The following is a 21632-nucleotide window of genomic DNA, read 5'->3' on the forward strand; positions in this document are numbered from 1 at the left end:
TAAGCCTTTCAGCGCCGATGGTACTGCCCGGGGGACCGGGTGGGAGAGTAGGACGCCGCCGGACATAACTCCCAGGAACGGGGTCACAGCATTCGCTGTGACCCCGTTTCTGCATTCCCGGGACAATCCCGCCGCGCTTTCGCGCGCCTTCCCACGCACGCGGTTTCGCGCGTCTTCCCACGCGTGGTTTCGCGCGTCTTCCCACGCGCGCGGTTTCGCGCGTCTTCCCACGCGCGTCTTCCCGCGCGCGGTTTCGCGCGTCTTCCCGCGCGTGGTTTCGCGCGTCTTTCCACGCGCCGTGCTGCGCTGTCGCCCGCGACGTTGGTCGGGGACCGCTCAGCGGCGCCGGTCGGGCGGGGCGGTGGTCGCCCCGACGTTGTCGGCCAGCCACTGGTTCAGCTTCGTCACCTGACGCCAGGCATCCCGCACCCGTTCCAGTGCGGTGCGCGTCTGCAGCCAGTCGGCCGGCTCCCACTGCTGCGACGCGTGCAGCACCTTGTGCTGCAGCAGGGACAGCCGCGGGTGGTCGGCGGCGTAGCCGCGGGGCGTCCGCACCAGCCGGTCGCCGTCGATGGACCACCCGCGCCGGCGCAGCCCGTCCACCTCGGCGGCCAGCCGCGGTCCCTGGAGGTCGTCGTCCACGGCGCGGCGGTAGCGTTCCACCTGGTCGGGCTGCAGCCGCCAGCAGCCACCGGACACCCGCAGCCCGTCCGCCGACACCTGGACGTACACCGACCCCAGCCCGCGCCCGTCGAGGTGGAGCACCGCTCCCTGGTGGGTCTTGTACGGCGTCTTGTCGTGGGAGAAGCGCACGTCGCGGTAGGGCCGGAACAGCTTCGGGGTGCCGAACTCCGGCGCGAGCTCGTCGGCGAGCGCCTGCACGGGGCCGCGGACGTGCGCCTCGTAGAGCGCCCGGTGCTCGGCCCAGTACGTCTTGCTGTTGTCCGCCTCGAGCCCCTCGTAGAAGACCAGGCCCTCGTCGGGGAAGCCGGCGAACGTCACTGCACTCCTCGGTCCCCGTCGATCAGCGTCTGCCAGCGGAGCTGCCGCAGCGGCGGGCCGCCGGTGTCCAGCGCACGCACCCAGCCGTCGGGCGCCCAGCCGGACCCCTCCAGGAAGCGCGCGGACACCGTGTCCTCCTCGGGGAGCCACATCTGCAACCGGACGACGCGCGCAGCGACGGCGAGGTCGACCACGGCGGCCAGCAGCCGGCTGCCGTGCCCCCGCCGTCCCCAGCGCGGTTCCACCAGCAGCGTGGCCAGCTCCGACGTCGGCCCCTCCGGCAGCGGCTCCTCGCCGGCGGCCAGCTCGGCCGGCCCGTAGGCGGCGAAGCCGGCGACCACGCCCCCGTCCAGGGCGACGAGCACGCCGTGACCCGGCGTCGGCGGGCTGGTCACCGCGGTGCGCCACGCGTCGACCGCAGCCGGGGCGTCCCAGTCGTCCAGCACGGCGGCCGGCAGCAGGGCCCGGTACGCGGTCTGCCACGTCACCAGCTGCACGTCGGCGATCGCCTCGGCGTCGTCCGGTCGGGCCGGCCGCACCGACACCTCCGCGCGGCCGGGCAGTCCGGGGCGGGGGGAGGTCACCGGGGCAGCGTAGGTGGCGCCGGCCGGAGCGCGGACCGTCGTACCCCCACGGCAGGATCGGTGCCGTGACCACGCCCGTCGAACGGCTGCCCGCCGGCCTGGCCCGGCGCATCGCCCTGGGCGCGCAGGGCTTCGCCGAACCGCGGCCCACCGGCGAGGTGGGCACCCGCCAGCTCCGCCGCACCGCCGACCGGCTCGGCGTCGTGCAGATCGACTCGGTCAACGTGCTGTCCCGGTCGCACTACGTGCCGTACTTCAGCCGCCTGGGCCCCTACCCCCGCGAGGCGCTCGACGCGCTGTCCGGACGCCGGCACGAGCTGTTCGAGTACTGGGCGCACGAGGCGTCCTTCCTGCCCGTCCGGCTGCACCCGCACCTGCGCTGGCGGATGGCCGCGGCCGAGCAGCACGCCTGGGGCAACATGGTCCGGCTGCAGCGAGAGCGGCCCGGGTACGTGAGCGAGGTGCTCGACCGCGTCCGCGAGGGCGGCCCCCTGCGGGCCAGCCAGCTGCTCGAGGCGCGCCCGGACCGGCCGGGGTCGATGTGGAACTGGCACGCCGGCAAGGTGGCCCTGGAGTGGCTGTTCTTCACCGGTGCGCTCACCGCCCGGGCCCGGACCGCCGGGTTCGAGCGGGTCTACGACCTCACCGAGCGGGTGCTGCCGCCCGCGGTGGTGCACGCGCCCACCCCGGAGCGGCCCGACGCCGTCCGGGAGCTGGTGCGCACCGCCGCCCGGGCGCTGGGGGTCGCCACCGAGACCGACCTGCGCGACTACTTCCGGCTGCCCCCCGCCGACGCCCGGACGGCGATCGCGGAGCTGGTGGAGGGCGGCGAGCTGCAGCCGGTCCAGGTGGACGGCTGGGACCGGCCGGCGTGGCTGGACCCGCAGGCCCGGCGTCCCCGGTGGGTCCGGGCCCGCGCGCTGCTCACCCCGTTCGACTCGCTCGTGTGGGAGCGCCCCCGGGTCGAGCGCATCTTCGGCTTTCGCTACCGCATCGAGATCTACACGCCGGCGGCCAAGCGGGTGCACGGCTACTACGTGCTGCCGTTCCTGCTCGGCGACCGGCTGGTCGGCCGGGTCGACCTCAAGGCCGACCGGCAGGCCGGCGTCCTGCGGGCCCAGGCGGCCCACGCCGAGCCCGGGGTGGACGTCGGGGAGGTCGCCGACGCCCTCGCCGCCGAGCTCCGGCTGATGGCCGACTGGATGGCGCTGGACCAGGTGTCGGTGACCGGCGCCGGCGACCTGGCGCCGGACCTGGCCGTCGCGGTGGCGGCCCGGTCGACGTCCGCCGTCGGCTGACTGCCGGCCGGGTGGGACGGGTGCGCCCCGTGGTGCCGGATGCGCCCGGACGGTCGGCCGGCGGGGGCCGCCGACGTAGGCTCCACCCCGTGCCCGCCATCGCCCCGCTGAAGGTGCAGGTCGTCGCGCAGACACAGTTCTCCCCGCCGGCCGACGTCCCGTGGGAGACCGACGCCGAGGGCGGCCAGGCGCTCGCCGAGTTCGCCGGCCGGGCCTGCTACCAGTCCTGGGACAAGCCCAACCCGGCGACCGCGACCAACGAGGACTACCTCCGGCACATCCGCGAGGTCGGCCACCTCTCGGTCCTCGAGCACGGCACCGTGACGATGTACCTGTCCGGGATCTCCCGCTCGCTCACCCACGAGCTGATCCGGCACCGGCACTTCTCCTACAGCCAGCTCTCCCAGCGCTACGTCCCCGAGACCGACGCCGCCGTCGTCGAGCCGGCCGTCATCGCCGAGGACCCGGAGCTGCACCGGCGGTTCCTGGCCGCCACCGACGCCGCGCTCGCCGCCTACGAGGACCTCCTGCAGGGGCTGGAGCAGCGCTTCGCCGACGTCCCCAACGCCACGCTGCGCCGCAAGCAGGCCCGGCAGGCCGCCCGGTCGGTGCTGCCCAACGCGATCGAGACGCGCATCGTCGTCACCGGCAACTACCGCGCCTGGCGGCACTTCGTGGCCATGCGCGCCAGCGAGCACGCCGACGTCGAGATCCGCGAGCTCGCGGTCGCCTGCCTGCTCGAGCTGCAGCAGGTCGCCCCGCACGTGTTCGACGACTTCCGGACCAGCCGGCTCGCCGACGGCACCACCGTCGCCGCCAGCCCGCTGGTCGCCGAGGGCTGACCGCCCACCCCCACCCACCCCGCTACCGCGACGAGGAGTCGACATGGCCGAGGTCGCCGTCCAGGAACACGCCGTCCGGGAGGACGCCGTGCCGCCGATCGACACCCAGTACGAGGACCTGCTGCGCCGGGTCCTGGAGACCGGCAGCCCCAAGGCCGACCGCACCGGCACCGGCACGCTGAGCCTGTTCGGCGAGCGGCTGCGCTACGACCTGTCGACCGCATTCCCGCTGGTGACCACCAAGAAGGTGCACTTCAAGTCGGTGGCCTACGAGCTGCTGTGGTTCCTGCGCGGCGAGGGCAACGTCGACTGGCTGCACGAGCACGGCGTCTCGATCTGGGACGAGTGGGCCGCCGAGGACGGCAGCCTCGGCCCGGTCTACGGCGTCCAGTGGCGGTCGTGGCCCACCGCCGACGGCGGCACGGTCGACCAGATCAGCCAGGTGCTCGAGACGCTGCGGACCGACCCCGACTCCCGCCGGATGGTGGTCTCGGCCTGGAACGTCGCCGCCCTGCCGGAGATGGCGCTGGCCCCGTGCCACGCGCTGTTCCAGTTCTACGTCAACGACGGCAAGCTCTCCTGCCAGCTCTACCAGCGCAGCGCCGACCTCTTCCTCGGCGTGCCGTTCAACATCGCCAGCTACGCCCTGCTCACCCAGCTGGTGGCCCAGCAGGTCGGCCTCGAGCCGGGGGACTTCGTCTGGGTGGGCGGCGACTGCCACCTTTACACCAACCACCTGCCGCAGGTGCGCGAGCAGCTCTCCCGCGAGGTGCTGCCCTTCCCGCGGCTGACCGTCGACCCGGCGCCCTCGCTGTTCGAGCAGACCTACGAGGACCTGCACCTGGTCGACTACCGGCACCACCCGGCGATCCGCGGCGCGGTGGCGGTCTGACCGTGCGCGGCACCCTCCGGATGGTCTGGGCGCAGGCCGCCGACGGCGTCATCGGCGCCGACGGCACGCTGCCCTGGCACCTGCCCGAGGACCTGCGGCTGTTCCGCGCGCTGACCACCGGCGGCACGGTGGTGATGGGACGGCGGACGTGGGAGTCGCTGCCGCCGCGGTACCGGCCGCTGCCCGGCCGGCGCAACGTGGTGCTCAGCTCCACCCTCGACCCCGCCGTCGCCGGCGTGCAGGTCGCCCGCTCGGTGGCCGACGTGCTGGCCCTGGACGGCGACGTGTGGGTGATCGGCGGGGGCGGCGTGTACGCGGCGTTCCTGCCGCACGCCGACGAGGTCGTCGTCACCGAGGTCGACACCCGGGTGGCCGGTGACACCTGGGCGCCGGAGCTGGACGGGGCCTGGCTGCGCGGCGTCCGGGTGCCCGAGGAGGGCTGGGCCGAGTCGGCGGGCGGGCTCCGGTTCCGGGTGACGCAGTGGCGTCGCGGCGGCACGGACGGCGGTCCGGTGCCCGGGATCCTGGCCGCCCAGCTGGCGGACCGGGACGGCGCCGGGCGGTGCGGCGGCAGTGTCGGCGCGGGCCGGTAGATTCCTGCCCATGACCACCGACCCCGCGCGGCCGTTCGGGCGCGTGCTCACGGCCATGGTCACCCCGCTCGCCCAGGACGGCACGATCGACCTGGCCGGCGCCCAGCAGCTCGCCTCGCACCTCGTCGACCGCCAGGCGCACGACGGGCTCGTCGTCTTCGGCACGACGGGGGAGTCGCCGACCATCAGCGACGGCGAGCAGCACGCCGTGCTGGAGGCGGTCCTCGACGCGGTGGGGGACCGGGCCACCGTGGTGGCCGGTGTCGGCACCAACGACACCGCGCACTCGATCGAGAAGGCGCAGAGCGCCGCCCGGCTCGGCGTGCACGGGCTGATGGTGGTCACCCCGTACTACAACAAGCCCCCGCAGGCCGGGCTGCTGCGGCACTTCACCGCCGTCGCCGACTCCACCGACCTGCCGGTGATGCTCTACGACATCCCGCCGCGCTCCGTCGTCCCGATCGAGGTCGAGACGCTGGTGCGGGCCGCGGAGCACCCCAACATCGTCGCGGTCAAGGACGCCAAGGCCGACCTCGGCGCGGTGGCCTGGACCATGGCCCGCACCGACCTGGCGTACTACTCCGGCGAGGACATGCTGAACCTGCCGCTGCTGGCGCTCGGCGCCGTCGGCGTGGTCAGTGTCGTCGGCCACCTCGTCGGCCCTCGGCTCGCCGAGCTCGTGGCCGCCGTCGAGTCCGGCGACCTGGTCAAGGCACGCGCGGTGAACGAGACCCTGCTGCCCGTCTACACCGGGGTGTTCCGCACCCAGGGCACGATCATGATCAAGGCGGCGCTGAGGGAACTGGGGCTGCCTGCCGGCCCGGTCCGCCCGCCGCTCGTCGACGCCACCCCCGAACAGCTGGAGCAACTGCGCATGGACCTGTCCGCCGGAGGCGTCACCCTGTGACCGCCACCCTGCAGCCGCACCTCGACCTCAAGGCGCCCCCGCCGCTGCCCAAGGGCGCGCTGCGCGTGATGGCCCTCGGCGGGCTCGGGGAGATCGGCCGCAACATGGCCGTCCTGGAGTTCGACGGCCAGCTGATGGTCATCGACTGCGGCGTGCTCTTCCCCGAGGCCGAGCAGCCCGGCGTCGACCTGATCCTGCCCGACTTCGGGGTCATCGAGCACCGGCTGCACGAGATCACCGCCGTCGTCCTCACCCACGGGCACGAGGACCACATCGGCGCGATCCCGTACCTGCTGCGGCTGCGTAAGGACATCCCGCTCGTCGGCTCCCGCTTCACCCTGGCGCTGGTCAAGGCCAAGCTGCGGGAGCACCGCATCGACCCGGTGCTGGTGGAGGTCGCCGCCGGCGACGACCACCTGGCCGGGCCGTTCCACTGCGAGTTCATCAGCGTCAACCACTCGATCCCGGACGCGCTGGCCGTCGCCGTGCACACCCCGGCCGGGACGCTGGTCCACACCGGCGACTTCAAGATGGACCAGCTGCCGCTGGACGGCGTCCTCACTGACCTGGGCGCCTTCGCCCGGCTCGGCGTCGAGGGCATCGACCTGCTGCTCAGCGACTCCACCAACGCCGAGGTGCCCGGCTTCGTCACCTCCGAGCGCAACATCGGCCCGGTGCTGGACTCCGTCTTCGAGCGGGCCGGGCAGCGACTGATCGTCTCCAGCTTCGCCAGCCACGTGCACCGGATCCAGCAGGTGCTCGACTGCGCGGTCAAGCACAAGCGCAAGGTCGCCCTGGTCGGCCGCTCGATGGTGCGGAACATGGGCGTCGCCCAGGACCTCGGGCTGCTGCGCGTGGCCCCCGGGCTGATGGTGAAGCTCGACGAGGCGACCGCGATGCCGCCGGAGCAGGTGGTGCTGATCAGCACCGGCTCGCAGGGCGAGCCGCTGTCGGCGCTGGGCCGGATGGCCCGTGGTGACCACCACCAGGTCACCATCGAGGCCGGCGACACGATCATCCTGGCGTCGTCTCTGGTGCCCGGCAACGAGACCGCCGTCTACAAGGTCATCAACGGCCTGGCCCGGCTGGGCGCCACGGTGATCCACAAGGAGACGGCGATGGTCCACGTCTCCGGGCACGCGCCGGCCGGCGAGCTGCGCACCCTGATCAACGTGGCCAAGCCGCGCTACCTGATGCCGGTCCACGGCGAGTGGCGGCACCTGCGGGCGCACGCCGCGCTGGCCGAGCAGACCGGGATGACCGGCGACCGCATCCTGCTCGCCGAGGACGGCGTGGTCGTCGACCTGGTCGACGGCAAGGCCTCGATCGTGGGCAGCGTGCCGATCGGCAACGTCTACGTCGACGGGCTCAACGTCGGCGACGTCGGCGAGGAGTCGCTGCAGGCCCGGCGGATCCTCGGCGACGAGGGCTTCGTCGCCCTGACCGTGGTCATCGAGCCGTCGACCCGGACGATCGTGCGCCCGGTGCACCTGTCGACCCGCGGCTTCTCCGACGACCCGAGCGCCTTCAACGAGGTGCTCGCGCTGGTGGAGAAGGAGCTCAAGCGGGCCATGGAGGACGAGCAGGTGGACGCCCACCGGCTCTCCCAGGTGATCCGCCGGACGGTCGGCAAGTGGGTGTCGGACAAGTACCGCCGCCGCCCGATGATCATCCCGACGGTCCTCGAGGTCTGAGCAGCCTTCGATCAGGTGCCCTGATCGAACGCCGTCCTCCCGCACCAGCGTTGGTGCGGGAGGACGGCCGTTGATCAGGGCACCTGATCAACGCTCGACCTGGATCGGCTCGATGGCCTCGGCGGGTGGCAGGTCGAAGCCGAGCACCTGGGCGTAGAACGACAGCTCGCCGTCCAGCGCCGCGCGGATGTTCTCGGCCTTGCGGAAGCCGTGCTGCTCGCCGGCGAACAGCCGGTAGGCGTGCGGCACGCCCTTCGCCCGCAGCGCGGCGACCATCATCTCCGCCTGCTCCATGGGCACCACCCGGTCCTCGTCGCCCTGGAACACCGCCAGCGGGGTGTCGAGCGCGTCGGTGTGGTGGATCGGGGAGCGCTCGGCGTAGACGGCCTCGCCCGACGGCCACGGCGCGATCAGCCCGTCCAGGTACCGGGACTCGAACTTGTGCGTGTCGGCGGCCAGCGCGGCGAGGTCGGCGACGCCGTAGTGGCTGGCCCCGGCGGCGAAGACCCCCGGCCGGAAGGTGAGCGCCGCCAGCGTCGTGTACCCGCCGGCCGAGCCGCCGCGGATCGCCAGCCGGGCGGGGTCGACGCGGCCCTGCTCGGCCAGCCAGCGGGCGCAGGCGACCACGTCGTCCAGGTCGGCGACGCCCCACTGACCCTTCAGCGCCTCACGGAAGCGCCGCCCGTAGCCGGTCGAACCGCGGTAGTCGACGTCGGCCACGGCGAAGCCGCGGGAGGTCCAGTACTGGATGCCCAGGTCCAGCGTGGACCGGGCCGCCGAGGTCGGTCCGCCGTGCACCAGCACCAGCAGCGGCGGGCGCTCGTCGGCGGGACCGCCCACCTGCGGGTTGGTCGGCGGGTAGACCAGCGCGTGCGCCTCGCGGACGCCGCTGGGTCCGGGCGCGGTGGGGAAGGTGACGTGCTCGGGGCGGGAGAACCAGGCCGGGTCCAGCCCGAGGTCGCGCGCCGGGCGCAGCACCTCCGTGGCGCCGTCCAGGTCGACCCGCAGGACGACGGGCTCGGACGCCGGCCCGCCGGCCACGCACACGACCCCGCCCGCATTGCTGCGCAGCTGGCCGAATGCCGACCACGGCAGGTCGAACTCGCGTGCCGTGCTGTCGGTGTCCAGCACGGCGAGCCGGTCGGCGCCGTCCCGGCCGTAGGCCAGCACCACCCGGCCGTCGTCGAGCAGGTCGAACCGGCTCTGCCCGAACACCCACTGGGGCCCGGCGATGTCGCTGCCGGCGTCGAAGACCAGCTCCACCTCGCCGTGCGGACGGCGTCGGTACAGCGACCAGACGTCGGTGCGGTCGCAGAGCCACCACAGCGACAGGTCCGCGCCCCACACCGGCTGGACCACCGACTCGCCCGGCCCGCCGGCCAGCACGTGCTCGGCACCGTCGGAGCCCCGGACGACGAGCTGTGCGGAGTCCCACGGCATGTCCGGGTGCTGCCACTGCAGCCAGCACAGCGTCACGCCGTCGGGCGCGCGCCGGGGGTCGGAGACGAAGTCGGGGCCGCTCACCAGCACCTCGGTCGTGCCGTCGGCGGCGACCCGCACCACCTCGGAGACGACCTCCGCCGACGACCCGGACGCGGTGTGGGTCTCCCGGACCGCCAGCACGCCGTCGCCGTCGGCGGACAGGTCGGCGAACCGGACGCCGGCCGGGACCGCCGGCTCGGGTGAGACCGCCACCGGCTCGGCGCTGCCCGCGGCCACCCGGTACAGCCGCTGGTCGGCGTGGTCGGTGAACCACACGGTGCCCCCGGCGACGGTCCAGGCGCCGCCGCCGTACTCGTGCACCCGGGTGCGGGCGTTCCACGGCGGCGGCAGCAGGTCCGTCGTCGTCCCGTCCGACCGGCGGCGCACCAGCGCGGTGCGGCCGCCCTCGCTCGGCCGGCCCTCGGCCCACCACACGTCGGCGTCGGGGCCGGCGCCGTCGACGACCACCTCGCCGAGCCGGGCCGCCGCCCGCACCACCAGCTCGGAGGTGATCGGCGTCGGCCAGCTGCCGTGGGGGAGGGTCTGCGGGGAGTCGGTCACCCGTCGCACGCTAGCCAGCCCGGCGGGCGCGGGCACGGCGCAGTTCCAGGCGGGGCCGGACACGCGGCCCCGAATGGACCACCCGGGCGGCCGACCGGATTACCGTCTGACGCATGCCTGCTCGCGCGACGACGTCGAACCGGGCGCCGGCGCGCGGTGGCGGCTCTCCGCGCCCGCGCACCGGCGCCACCGCCAAGAAGCGCCCCCCGGCGAAGCGCAGCGGCTCGACCGCCGCCCGCCGTCCGGCCGCGAAGAAGAAGCAGGGCACCCTCGCCGGCAGCCTGTGGCGCGGTGCGTCGAGCACCTGGGGGCTGTTCGCCCGCGGCGCCGGCGGGCTCGCCCGCTCGGTCGCCCGGCCCGAGGAAGCCGAGCCGCTGGGCCCCGAGCACCGCCGCGACGGGGTCGGCCTCGCCGTCCTCGGGCTGGCCATCGTGCTCGGCGCCGCCACCTGGACCAACGGCATCGGCCCGGTCGGCGCCGGGCTGAGCGACGCGGTGCGCTTCCTCATCGGGTCGCTGACCATGGCGCTGCCGGTCGTCCTCCTCCTGGTCGCCCTGCGGCTGCTGCGGCACCCGCCGCACCCGGAGGCCCGCGGCCGGCTGATGATCGGCTGGGTCAGCGTCGTCGCCGCCGTCGTCGGGGTCGCCCACGTCGCCGGTCCGGACGCCGCCCCGGCCGACCGCTCCGGTGCCGGAGGCGTGCTCGGCTGGGCGGTCGGCATGCCGCTCACGGCCGGCGTGGGCGCGGTCGTCGCCGTCCTGCTGCTGGTGCTGCTGGCCTTCTTCGGCCTCCTGGTCGTCACCGCCACCCCGGTGCACCAGGTGCCCGAGCGGCTGCGCGCGTGGGCCGACCGGCAGCTCGGTCGCGACGGCGAGGACGACGACTACGACGAGCTCTACGACGACGAGGAGGACGAGGAGCCCGCGCCGAAGACCCGCCGGGGCCGGAAGTCCGCCGTCGCCGAGGTGCAGGACACCCTTGACACCGGCCGCATCGACCTGGCCGCGATGGACGAGGCGCCGCTGGCCGTGGTGGCCGAGCCGGCCCCCGAGCCGGTGCCGGTGCGCCGTCCGATCATCGACCGCACCGCCCCGCCGGAGGACCTGCCGCCGATCGAGGAGCCCGAGCAGCTCCGCATCCAGCCGGTCGAAGGCACCTACACGCTCCCCTCGCTCAGCGTGCTGCGGCCGGGCACCCCGCCGCGGGCCAAGTCCAAGGCCAACGACGTCGCCATCGAGGCGATTACCGGCGTGCTCGAGCAGTTCAACATCGACGCCGCCGTCACCAGCTACACCCGCGGTCCGACGGTCACCCGGTACGAGATCGAGCTGGGCAACGCGGTCAAGGTCGAGAAGATCACCGCGCTCACCAAGAACCTCGCCTATGCGGTCGCCAACGACAACATCCGCATCCTGGCCCCGATCCCGGGCAAGTCCGCGGTCGGCGTCGAGGTGCCCAACACCGACCGCGAGACCGTCAGCCTCGGCGACGTCATGCGCTCGCAGGTGGCCAAGCAGGACCCGCACCCGATGCTGGTCGGCCTCGGCAAGGACATCGAGGGCGGGTTCGTCTGCGCGAACCTGGCGAAGATGCCGCACCTGCTGGTGGCCGGTGCCACCGGCGCCGGCAAGTCCAGCTGCATCAACTCGCTGCTGACCTCGCTGCTGCTGCGCGCCACCCCGGACCAGCTGCGGATGATCCTGGTCGACCCGAAGATGGTCGAGCTCACGCCCTACGACGGCATCCCGCACCTGATCACGCCGATCATCACCGACCCCAAGAAGGCCGCCACCGCGCTGGCCTGGCTGGTGGAGGAGATGGAGCAGCGCTACCAGGACATGCGGTCGACCGGCGTCCGGCACATCGACGACTTCAACCGCAAGGTCGAGCGCGGCGAGATCACCACCCCGCCCGGCAGCGAGCGGGTCTACCAGCCCTACCCCTACATCCTCACCATCGTCGACGAGCTCGCCGACCTGATGATGGTCGCGCCGCGGGACGTCGAGGAGTCGATCGTCCGGATCACCCAGAAGGCGCGCGCCGCCGGAATCCACCTGGTGCTGGCGACCCAGCGGCCCTCGGTCGACGTCGTCACCGGCCTGATCAAGGCCAACGTGCCGTCGCGGCTGGCGTTCTCCACCTCCAGCCTCACCGACAGCCGGGTCATCCTCGACCAGCCCGGCGCGGAGAAGCTGATCGGCATGGGCGACGCGCTCTTCCTGCCGATCGGCGCGGGGAAGCCGATCCGCGTCCAGGGCGCCTACGTCTCCGACGCCGAGATCGAGGCGGTCGTCGAGTTCGTCAAGCGGCAGGGCGAGCCCGAGTACCGCGAGGAGGTCTTCACCGCCGCGGCGGGGGAGAAGAAGGAGATCGACGAGGACATCGGCGCCGACCTGGAGCTGCTCGTCCAGGCCGTCGAGCTCGTCGTCACCAGCCAGTTCGGGTCGACGTCGATGCTGCAGCGCAAGCTGCGGGTGGGCTTCGCCAAGGCCGGCCGGCTGATGGACCTGATGGAGAGCCGCGGCATCGTCGGGCCCTCCGAGGGGTCCAAGGCGCGCGACGTGCTGATCAAGCCCGACGAGCTCGAGTCGGTCATGTTCACGCTGCGCGGAGGAGCGCTGGGCTGACGTCGGGGACCCGGCGCCCGCACGCCCGCGACGGGACCCTGCACGGGGGCCGTGCCTCCGGCCGGACGGCGCCTAGGATGGACCAGTGCCAGCTCTGCCCAGTCCCGTGACCAGTGTCGAAGGGCAGCCCCCCGTCCCCGCGCCCCGCCGGGTGTCGGTGGTGACCCTCGGCTGCGCCCGCAACGAGGTCGACTCGGAGGAGCTCGCCGGCCGGCTCGCCGGTGACGGCTACGTGCTCGTCGAGGACGGCGAGGACGCCGACGCGATCCTGGTCAACACCTGCGGGTTCATCGAGAGCGCCAAGAAGGACTCGGTCGACGCGATCCTGGCCGCCACCGACTCCGGCGCCGAGGTGATCGCCGTCGGCTGCATGGCCGAGCGGTACGGCGCCGAGCTGGCCGGTGCGCTGCCCGAGGCCACCGTGCTCGGGTTCGACGACTACGCCGCGATCGGCGACCGGCTGGACGACGTCCTCACCGGCCGGCCGCTGGTGCCGCACACCCCGCAGGACCGGCGAACGCTGCTGCCGATCAGCCCGGTGCAGCGCACCGCGGCGGTGCAGGCCCCCGACGCCGTGGCGATCCCCGGGCACGACTGGCTCAAGCGCAAGCGGCTGGCCTCCGGCCCGTCGGCGGCGCTGAAGATCGCCTCGGGTTGCGACCGGCGCTGCGCGTTCTGCGCCATCCCCGCCTTCCGCGGCGCCTTCGTGTCCCGCCCCGCGGGCGAGGTGCTCGGCGAGGCGCAGTGGCTGGCCGCCCAGGGCGTCACCGAGATCGTGCTGGTCAGCGAGAACTCCACCTCCTACGGCAAGGACACCGGCGACCTGCGCTCGCTGGAAAAGCTGCTCACCGCACTGGCCGAGGTCGAGGGCGTCGTCCGGGTGCGGGTGGCCTACCTGCAGCCGGCCGAGCTGCGCCCCGGCCTGCTCGAGGTCATCGCCGCGACCCCGGGGATCGCGCCTTACTTCGACCTGTCCTTCCAGCACTCCTCGCCGACCCTGCTCCGCCGGATGCGGCGCTTCGGCGGCACCGACGACTTCCTCGGCATCATCGAGCGGGCCCGCGCCCTGGCGCCGGGCGCCGGCTTCCGCACCAACGTCATCCTCGGCTTCCCCGGTGAGACCGAGGAGGACGTCGCCGAGCTCGAGCGCTTCCTGGTCGAGGGCCGGCTGGACGCCGTGGGCGTGTTCGGCTACTCCGACGAGGAGGGCACCGAGGCGCTAGGGCTGCCCGGCAAGCTGAGCCAGGACGAGATCGACGCCCGGGTGCGGCGGATCACCGACCTGGTCGAGGAGCTCACCGCCCAGCGGGCCGAGGAGCGCATCGGCAGCACCGTCGAGGTGCTGCTCACCGAGGACCTCTCCGAGGCCGAGGGCGCGGGCACCTGGGCCGGGCACGCCGCGCACCAGGACCCCGACGCCGACGGCACGACCACGATCACCGCCGTGCCCGCGGGCGCCGTCGCCGGTCAGCTGGTGACCGCGACCGTCGTCGACACCGAGGGCGTCGACCTGCTCGCCCGGGCACTGGTCCCCGCGCTCGCCGTACCGGCCGGGGCCTGAGCCGATGGGTGCGGTCGTGCCCGAGGGGGCGGCGGACCCGGCGGCGACCCCGCCCCAGTCGGTCCGCCTGCTGAACCTGCCGAACGCGCTCACCCTCCTCCGGCTCGCCGTGGTGCCGCTGTTCGCCGTCCTGCTGCTCTCCGACGGCGGCATGGACGACGGACGGCGCTGGTGGGCCACGCTCTTCTTCGCCGGCGCGATCATCACCGACCGCTACGACGGCATGATCGCCCGCCGCACCAACCAGGTGACCGAGTTCGGCAAGCTCGCCGACCCGATCGCGGACAAGGCGCTGACCGGCACCGCGCTGCTGGGCCTGTCGATCCTGGCGCTGCTGCCCTGGTGGGTGACGGTGGTGATCCTGGTCCGCGAGGTCGGGGTCACCGTCCTGCGCTTCTGGGTGATCCGGCACGGCGTGATCGCCGCGAGCCGGGGCGGCAAGGCGAAGACGGTGCTGCAGGCGCTGGCCATCGGGCTCTACATCCTGCCGCTGAGCGGGGTGCTGGCCTCGGCCCGCTGGTGGGTCATGGCGGCCGCGCTGGTGCTGACCGTGGTCACCGGCATCGACTACGTCTACCGGGCGCTGACCCTGCGCCGCACCAGTGCGCGGGCCATGGCGGCCGCCGCGGCCCGCCGCGCCGCCGCCGGCGGTGACAGCGCACCCGGCGGGACCCGCCGGGACACCGCGGCGTGAGCGCGCCCGCCGAACCTGCCGAGGTGACCGCCCGGCGCCTGCACGAGGCGCTGCTGGCCCGGGGGGAGACCGTCGCCGCCGCCGAGTCGCTGACCGCGGGGCTGTTCTGCGCCACCCTCGCCGCGGTGCCCGGCGCCAGCGCCACGCTGCGCGGCGGTGCCGTCGTCTACGCCACCGACCTCAAGACCACCCTCGCCGACGTGCCCGCGGACCTGCTGGCCGCCTCCGGCCCGGTCAGCGAGCCGACCGCGGCCGCGCTGGCCGAGGGCATCCGCCGGCGGTGCTCGGCCACCTGGGGCGTCGGGCTGACCGGCGTGGCCGGCCCCGACCCGGTCGACGGCCGCGCGCCCGGACGGGTCTTCCTCGGGCTCAGCGACGGCCTGGTCACCGTCGTGCACGAGCTCGACCTGCCCGGCGACCGGGCCCAGGTGCGCGCCGGGGCGGTGGCCGCGGCGCTGCTGCGGCTGCTGGACCGGCTCCCCGAGCACCCCCTGCCGGGGGAGTAGGCCGGGAACTCCGCGGCCCCGCGGGGTGTTACGCCATCAGCGGACGTGCCTCCACCGGATCGGTGACCAGGGTCATGGCCGCGTACGGTGGGCTCACGGCGCCCCCCGGCCCGCCCGGTCGGCGCCCGAGCTCTCGAGACCTGCTCGACAGAGTGGACAGGAGACGGCCATGACGCTGCTGCGCACCCAGCTGGGGAACACCCTGCGGGGTCACCGGCTGCGGCAGCGGCGCACGCTGCGCGACGTCTCGGGCGCGGCCCGGGTCAGCCTCGGTTACCTCTCCGAGGTCGAGCGCGGCCAGAAGGAGGCCTCCTCCGAGCTGCTGGCGTCGATCTGCGACGCCCTGGACGTCGAGCTCGCCGACCTGCTGGCCGAGGTGAGCCTGGAGATGCGGCTCGCCGAGCCCGGCCGGCACCCGGTGCGCCCCGTGGCGCTGGCCGGCGCCCGACCCGGCACCCCGGACGACGACCCCGCCGCCGCGGGGGCCGACGAGAGCGCCGACAGCGGTCCCGCCGTCGAGGTCCCGGTGGCCGAGCCCGCGCTGGCGCTGGTGGGCGCCGGTCAGCCGGCCCGGTCCGCGGCCCGCGGCGCCGTGTCCCTCGCCGCCGCCTGATCGAGGACCCCTCCGCCCCCCCACGACTCGCTCCGCTCGCCGCGGGCCTTGCGGAGGGGCCGTTCCGGCACGTCACCTGGGCGTCCCGCCTGTGGGACCGCTGGTGCGGGCGGGCCCGCTGGCGCGACACGAGACGTGCTCGGTGTCCACCTCCTTGACCCGGTGCGACCGGGAGGGCACAAAGTGTCCATGTCTTCCCCCGGATCGCGTTCCTCGCTGCCGCCGCACCCGTCGCTGCCGGTGCCGACCGCCGGACGGGGTGGGGTCACCGTCCTGGAGGCCGACGCGGCCGAGGCCGCCGCCGCCGAGGCCGCGGCGGCGGCCGGCCAGCACCTCACCACGCCCGTCCCGACCGGCTCGTTCCAGCCGCCCGCCCCGGGTCTGCACGTCACCGCCCCGGTGCCCTCGCTGAACGTCGCCGTCCCGGCGCCGCGGCCCACCGCCGCCGCGCCGCGCGACCCCCGGCGCCCGCTGGCCCGCCCGGGCGCGGCGATGAGCCGCACCCGCCGCGGCCTGCTCAGCGGCGCGCGCACCGCCTTCGCCGAGCGCGGGCTGAAGAAGACCACCATGCAGCACGTCGCGGCTGCGGCCGGCGTCGCCAAGGCCACGCTGTACAACCACTTCCGCACCAAGGACGACGTGGCGCACGCCCTCATCGCCTTCGAGCTGGACCGGCTGGCCGCGCTGGCCGCCGAGCTGCCGCTGACCGTCGCGGTGCCCGCGCTCGCCGAGGAGGTCGGCGCGCACCCGGTGCTGCGCCGGCTGGCCGAGACCGAGCCCGAGGTCCTCGTGCAGATGATGGCGCTGGACAGCGACCGCTGGGGCGACGTCGTGCTGACCCTGGGCTCGTCGCTGCGGATCAGCCGTCCCGAGGCCGAGCTCGTCTGCCGCTGGCTGCTGGGCCTGGTGCTGCAGCCGGGCACCGCGCAGGAGCGCGCCGCGCAGGCCGCCGTCGTCACCGGCCAGGTCCTCGGCTGAGGCCGGGAGCATCGCAGGGAGCGCCAGCGACCGAGGAGCGGACCGAGGATGATCGGTCCTCGGCTGACCGACGCCGACGTCGACGGCCGCCCGGCCCACCTCGGTAGACCGGGCGGCTGTCGGGTGTCCGGTCCCGTCCGGCCGGGTGACGTGACAAGGTGACGTCACGCGCCGTCAGCGCCGACGGACCCGGGCGGACCGACCTCCGGAGCGTGCGATGCGGTACCTCTTCCGACCCCCGGCCGCCGAGGCCGCCGGGCTGCTGTCGCTGCCGTGGGACCAGCCGCTGGAGCAGTGGGACCCCGAGCTGCTGCTCGAGGTGCCGCAGCGCGGCATCTCGCGGCACGTCGTCCGGTTCACCGTGTGCGGCGGCCGCGTCTACGCGCTGAAGGAGATCTCCGAGTCCCTCGCCCGGCACGAGTACGCCCTGCTCGGCGAGTTCGAGTCCGAGGGGCTGCCGGCGGTGTCGGTGCTGGGCATCTGCGTCGACCGCCCCGGTGACCAGGACGCCATCCTGGTCACCCGGTACCTCGAGTACTCGATGTCCTACCGCTACGTGTTCTCCGGGCCGCGGGCGACGCACTCGCCGGACCGGCTGATGGACACCCTCGTGCAGCTGCTCGTCCGGCTGCACCTGGCCGGCGTCTACTGGGGCGACTGCTCGCTGTCCAACACCCTCTTCCGGCCCGACGCCGGCACCTTCGCCGCCTACCTCGTCGACGCCGAGACCGCCGAACGGCACCCGTCGCTGTCCGCCCGGCTGCGCGAGTACGACGTCGACCTGGCCCGGGAGCGGGTGGGGGCCGAGCTGATGGACCTCGCGGCCGGCGGGCTGCTGCCCGCGGAGATCGACCCGATCGAGGTCGCCGACAGCCTCGCCGGCCGGTACGAGGCGCTGTGGGACGAGGTGACCCGCGAGGAGGTCATCCGTCTGGACGAGCAGGCGCTGCGGGTCGCCGAGCGGCTGCAGCGGATCAACGACCTCGGCTTCGACGTCGGCGAGATCGAGCTGGTCACCTCCGCCGACGGGGCCCGGCTGCGGGTGGAGACCCGCGTCGCCGAGCCCGGCCAGCACCGCCGCGAGCTGTTCCGGCTCACCGGCCTGGAGGTGCAGGAGGGCCAGGCCCAGCGGCTGCTCAACGACCTGCGCTCCTACCGGGCCTACCTGGAGCAGCGCGGGGGCCGGCCGGTGCCGGAGGAGGTCGCCGGCCGCCGGTGGCTCACCGAGGTGTACCAACCGGTCGTGGCCACCGTGCCGGCCGAGCTCGCCGGTCGGCTGGAGCCCGCAGAGGTCTTCCACGAGGTGCTCGAGCACCGCTGGTTCCTCTCCGAGCAGGCCGGTTTCGACGTCGGGACCTGGACCGCGGCGCGCTCCTACGTCCAGCACGAACTGCCCCGCACGCCCCCCGAACTGACCACGCCGTCGGTGATCGCCGACCGCTCCTGAGCGACGCCTCGGGGCAGGTCAAGGGCCGGTCACGCTGGGTTTGACAGCCGATGTGGGCTGGGCCACTCTCCAAGATCCGCGGCGACGTCGAAGTCGCCGCTCGGCAGCGGAGGCGGTTTGACGTGCCGAAGGCGAGCAGTCCCGGACGACTCGGACCACTGCGGAGGCGGCGGCGGCGAGGGCTGGCCGGTGCGGCCGCGGTCGCCGTCCTCAGCTCGATGCTGGCGGCGTGCGGGAGCGGCGACGGGGGCACCCCGACGCTGACCTGGTACACCAACCCCGACTCGGGGGGCCAGGCGGAGATCGCCTCGCGGTGCACCGAGGCGGCCGAGGGCAGGTACCGCATCGAGACGGCCACCCTGCCGCGCGAGGCGTCCGCGCAGCGCGAGCAGCTGGTCCGCCGGCTCGCGGCGAACGACTCCTCGATCGACATCATGAGCCTCGACCCGCCGTTCATCCCGGAGTTCGCCCAGGCCGGCTTCCTGGCGCCGATCCCCGAGGACGTCGCCGAGCGGGTCACCGAGGACGTCGTGGAGAGCGCCATCGAGGGCTCCACCTGGGACGACGAGCTGGTCGCCGTCCCGTTCTGGGCCAACACCCAGATCCTCTGGTACCGCACGTCGGTGGCCGAGGCCGCCGGGCTGGACATGACCCAGCCGGTCACCTGGGACCAGCTGATCACCGCGGCCCAGGACCAGGAGAAGCTGCTCGGCGTCCAGGGCATCCGGGCCGAGGCGCTGACGGTCTGGTTCAACGCGCTCATCGAGTCCGCCGGCGGCTCCATCATCGCCGAGAACAGCACCGACCCCGAGCAGATCGTGCTGGGGCTGGACAGCCCCGAGGGGGTCCGGGCCGCCGAGGTCATGCGGCAGATCTCCGACAGCGGGGTCACCGGCCCGGCGCTGTCGACGGCGAACGAGGACTCCACGGCCACCGGCTTCGAGAGCGAGGACGGCGGCTTCGTCGTCAACTACCCGTTCCTCTGGCCGCGCGCGCTGGCGGCCGTCGAGGCCGGGACGATGGACCAGTCGGTGCCCGACGACTACGGCTGGGCGGTCTACCCGCAGGTCGACGAGGGCAACGAGAGCGCGCCGCCCTACGGCGGGATCAACCTCGGCATCGGCGCCTTCAGCGAGAACGTCGACTTCGCCTACGAGGCGAGCGAGTGCATCACCTCCACCGAGAACCAGGCCTACTACTTCGTCAGCAACGGCAACCCGGCCTCGGACACCACGGTGTACGAGGACCCGGCGGTGCTGGAGGAGTTCCCGATGGCCCCGGTCATCCAGCAGTCGCTGGAGCAGGCCGCCCCGCGCCCGCAGACGCCGTACTACAGCGAGGTCTCCGGCGGCCTGCAGCGCGAGTACCACCCCACCACCTCCGTGGACCCGGAGTCGACGCCCCAGTCGGCGACGGACTTCATCACCGCCGTGCTCAAGAAGGAGCAGCTGCTGTGAGCGAGCGAGCGAGACGACCAGTCGGCACGGCAGGACGGCGATCGCGGCCGGCGAGCGCGGGGGAGGGAGACGCGTGAGCACCACGACGCTCCCACCGACGGAGAAGGCCGCCCCGGTCTCCGCGCCGCGCGGCACCACCAGCGACCGGGCACGCAGCGAGCGCAAGCTCGGCTGGCTGCTGGCCGGGCCGGCGCTCGCGGTGATGCTGCTGGTCACCGCCTACCCGATCCTCCAGGCGGTCTACGACTCGCTGTTCGACTACCGGCTCACCGACCCGGACAACCGGTCGTTCACCGGGCTGTCGAACTACGGGGTCATCCTCACCGACCCGACCTGGTGGACCTCGATCCTGGTGACGGTCTTCATCACCGTGGTGACCGTCGCCGTCGAGCTGGTGCTCGGCTTCGCGCTGGCGTTCGTGATGGCCAAGGCGCTGTCGTCGATCCGGCCGGTGCTGCGGGCGGCGATCCTCATCCCGTACGCCGTCATCACCGTCGTCTCGGCCTTCGCCTGGCAGTTCGCCTTCGACATCAACACCGGGTTCGTCAACAGCTGGTTCGCCTGGCTGCCCGGCGTCGGGGCCGACACCGACTGGTTCGGCGACACCGGCACCTCGCTGCTGGTCGTCTGCCTGGCCGAGATCTGGAAGACCACGCCGTTCATCTCGCTGCTCCTGCTGGCCGGCCTGGCCCAGGTGCCCGAGGTGCTGCAGGAGGCGGCCAAGGTCGACGGCGCCACCTGGTGGCAGCGGCTGCGCAAGGTGACGCTGCCGAACATGAAGGCCGCGATCATGGTGGCCCTGCTGTTCCGCACCCTGGACGCCTTCCGGGTCTTCGACAGCATCTTCATCATGACCGCGGGGGCGAACAACACCGAGTCGGTGTCGTTCCTGGCCTACCGGCAGACCATCTCCCGGCTGGAGATCGGGCTGGGCTCGGCGGTCTCGGTGCTGCTGTTCCTGGCCGTCGTGCTGATCGCCTTCGGCTTCATCAAGGGCTTCAAGGTCGACCTGGCCCAGGCGAGGGGTGAGGGCTGATGTCCCGCAACGAACGCATCGGCTGGATCGTCGCCGGCGTCCTGATCGTCGTCTACTGCCTGGCGCCGATCGCCTGGATCGTCTCGCTGTCGTTCAAGGCGCCCAGCGACCTGGCCAACGGGCAGTTCCTGCCGTCGGACCCCTCGACGGCCAACTACGGCCTGATCCTGACCGGCGACGCCAGCGACCTGTTCCTGCCGGCGCTGCGCAACTCGTTCGCGATCTGCCTGATCGCGACGTTCATCTCGTGCCTGCTGGCGATGTTCGCCGCCTACGCGATCGCCCGGCTGGACTTCCCCGGCAAGAAGGTCATCCTCGGCACCGCGCTCGGGGTGGCGATCTTCCCGGTCATCTCGATCGTCACGCCGCTGTTCAACCTGTGGCGCAACATCGGGCTGTACGACACCTGGCCCGGGCTGATCATCCCGTACCTGTCGCTGACCCTGCCGATCTCGATCTGGACCATGTCGGCGTTCTTCCGGGAGATCCCCTGGGAGATGGAGCAGGCCGCCCAGGTCGACGGCGCGACGACGTGGCAGGCGTTCCGCAAGGTGATCGTGCCGCTGGCCGCCCCCGGTGTCTTCACCACGGCGATCATCGCGTTCTTCATCGCCTGGAACGACTTCGTCTACGGCATCTCGCTGACCTCGACCAGCGCCGCCCGCCCCGTCCCGGCGGCCCTGGGCCTGTTCTCCGGTGCCTCGCAGTTCGAGGACCCGACCGGGGCGATCGCCGCAGCCGCGGTGATCGTGACGATCCCGGTCGTCGCCCTGGTCCTGCTGTTCCAGCGGCGCATCGTCGCCGGCCTCACCAACGGCGCTGTGAAGGGCTGACCCCGTGCGCACCCGAACCGACCTC

The 21632-nt window shown here is 73.7% G+C and carries 19 protein-coding genes; 16 read left to right on the plus strand and 3 right to left on the minus strand.

Annotated elements, in window-relative coordinates:
* Positions 1-336: 336 nt before the first annotated feature.
* Both HL054_RS20895 and HL054_RS20900 read right to left on the minus strand, forming a co-directional pair.
* On the minus strand, positions 337-1002 hold the full coding sequence (locus tag HL054_RS20895) for a DUF2461 domain-containing protein (RefSeq protein ID WP_369141041.1): 666 nt from the start codon (positions 1000-1002) through the stop codon (positions 337-339).
* A complete protein-coding gene (locus tag HL054_RS20900; RefSeq protein ID WP_369141042.1) occupies positions 999-1586 on the minus strand; it encodes a GNAT family N-acetyltransferase in 588 nt (195 codons plus the stop codon). Before HL054_RS20900 ends, HL054_RS20895 begins: the two co-directional genes overlap by 4 nt.
* 65 nt (positions 1587-1651) lie before the next feature.
* Here HL054_RS20900 and HL054_RS20905 point away from each other — a divergent pair, with 65 nt between their 5' ends.
* The 6 genes from HL054_RS20905 (at position 1652) to HL054_RS20930 (ending at position 7812) form a co-directional block, all read left to right on the plus strand.
* Positions 1652-2884 carry a winged helix-turn-helix domain-containing protein gene (locus HL054_RS20905; protein WP_369141043.1) on the plus strand — a complete coding sequence of 411 codons (1233 nt, stop codon included), beginning with the start codon at positions 1652-1654 and terminating at the stop codon, positions 2882-2884.
* A gap of 89 nt (positions 2885-2973) precedes the next feature.
* Positions 2974-3726 carry an FAD-dependent thymidylate synthase gene (gene thyX / locus HL054_RS20910; protein ID WP_369141044.1) on the plus strand — a complete coding sequence of 251 codons (753 nt, stop codon included), beginning with the start codon at positions 2974-2976 and terminating at the stop codon, positions 3724-3726.
* A gap of 43 nt (positions 3727-3769) precedes the next feature.
* Entirely contained in the window at positions 3770-4618 is an 849-nt protein-coding gene (locus HL054_RS20915) for a thymidylate synthase (protein WP_440347960.1), read from the plus strand.
* A gap of 2 nt (positions 4619-4620) precedes the next feature.
* Positions 4621-5211 (plus strand): dihydrofolate reductase, encoded by a 591-nt coding sequence (locus HL054_RS20920; protein WP_369141045.1) that lies wholly within the window; start codon positions 4621-4623, stop codon positions 5209-5211.
* Between the two features lie 10 nt (positions 5212-5221).
* A complete protein-coding gene (gene dapA, locus HL054_RS20925; protein WP_369141046.1) occupies positions 5222-6118 on the plus strand; it encodes a 4-hydroxy-tetrahydrodipicolinate synthase in 897 nt (298 codons plus the stop codon).
* Complete coding sequence (locus HL054_RS20930) at positions 6115-7812, plus strand: ribonuclease J (RefSeq protein WP_369141047.1); 1698 nt, start codon at positions 6115-6117, stop codon at positions 7810-7812. The genes dapA and HL054_RS20930 overlap by 4 nt, the downstream gene beginning before the upstream one ends.
* A gap of 87 nt (positions 7813-7899) precedes the next feature.
* Here HL054_RS20930 and HL054_RS20935 read toward each other — a convergent pair whose 3' ends face one another.
* Complete coding sequence (locus HL054_RS20935) at positions 7900-9855, minus strand: S9 family peptidase (RefSeq protein ID WP_369141048.1); 1956 nt, start codon at positions 9853-9855, stop codon at positions 7900-7902.
* A 113-nt stretch (positions 9856-9968) separates the two neighbouring features.
* Between HL054_RS20935 and HL054_RS20940 the strand changes: the two genes are divergently transcribed.
* The 10 genes from HL054_RS20940 (at position 9969) to HL054_RS20985 (ending at position 21607) form a co-directional block, all read left to right on the plus strand.
* A complete protein-coding gene (locus HL054_RS20940) occupies positions 9969-12482 on the plus strand; it encodes a DNA translocase FtsK (RefSeq protein ID WP_369141049.1) in 2514 nt (837 codons plus the stop codon).
* Positions 12483-12588: 106 nt separating this feature from the next.
* Positions 12589-14043 (plus strand): 30S ribosomal protein S12 methylthiotransferase RimO, encoded by a 1455-nt coding sequence (gene rimO, locus HL054_RS20945; protein ID WP_369141050.1) that lies wholly within the window; start codon positions 12589-12591, stop codon positions 14041-14043.
* 16 nt (positions 14044-14059) lie between these two features.
* A complete protein-coding gene (pgsA, locus tag HL054_RS20950; RefSeq protein WP_369141051.1) occupies positions 14060-14737 on the plus strand; it encodes a CDP-diacylglycerol--glycerol-3-phosphate 3-phosphatidyltransferase in 678 nt (225 codons plus the stop codon).
* A 23-nt stretch (positions 14738-14760) separates the two neighbouring features.
* Positions 14761-15243 (plus strand): CinA family protein, encoded by a 483-nt coding sequence (locus tag HL054_RS20955; RefSeq protein WP_369141052.1) that lies wholly within the window; start codon positions 14761-14763, stop codon positions 15241-15243.
* Positions 15244-15412: 169 nt separating this feature from the next.
* On the plus strand, positions 15413-15856 hold the full coding sequence (locus HL054_RS20960; RefSeq protein ID WP_369141053.1) for a helix-turn-helix domain-containing protein: 444 nt from the start codon (positions 15413-15415) through the stop codon (positions 15854-15856).
* A gap of 189 nt (positions 15857-16045) precedes the next feature.
* On the plus strand, positions 16046-16834 hold the full coding sequence (locus tag HL054_RS20965; protein ID WP_369141054.1) for a TetR/AcrR family transcriptional regulator: 789 nt from the start codon (positions 16046-16048) through the stop codon (positions 16832-16834).
* A gap of 217 nt (positions 16835-17051) precedes the next feature.
* A complete protein-coding gene (locus HL054_RS20970) occupies positions 17052-18281 on the plus strand; it encodes a DUF4032 domain-containing protein (RefSeq protein WP_369141055.1) in 1230 nt (409 codons plus the stop codon).
* A 218-nt stretch (positions 18282-18499) separates the two neighbouring features.
* Positions 18500-19738 carry an extracellular solute-binding protein gene (locus tag HL054_RS20975; RefSeq protein WP_369141056.1) on the plus strand — a complete coding sequence of 413 codons (1239 nt, stop codon included), beginning with the start codon at positions 18500-18502 and terminating at the stop codon, positions 19736-19738.
* Between the two features lie 73 nt (positions 19739-19811).
* Complete coding sequence (locus HL054_RS20980; protein WP_369141057.1) at positions 19812-20774, plus strand: carbohydrate ABC transporter permease; 963 nt, start codon at positions 19812-19814, stop codon at positions 20772-20774.
* A complete protein-coding gene (locus tag HL054_RS20985) occupies positions 20774-21607 on the plus strand; it encodes a carbohydrate ABC transporter permease (RefSeq protein WP_369141058.1) in 834 nt (277 codons plus the stop codon). The genes HL054_RS20980 and HL054_RS20985 overlap by 1 nt, the downstream gene beginning before the upstream one ends.
* Positions 21608-21632 lie beyond the last annotated feature (25 nt).

The organism is Modestobacter versicolor, assembly GCF_041028285.1.
Taxonomy (GTDB): domain Bacteria; phylum Actinomycetota; class Actinomycetes; order Mycobacteriales; family Geodermatophilaceae; genus Modestobacter; species Modestobacter versicolor_A.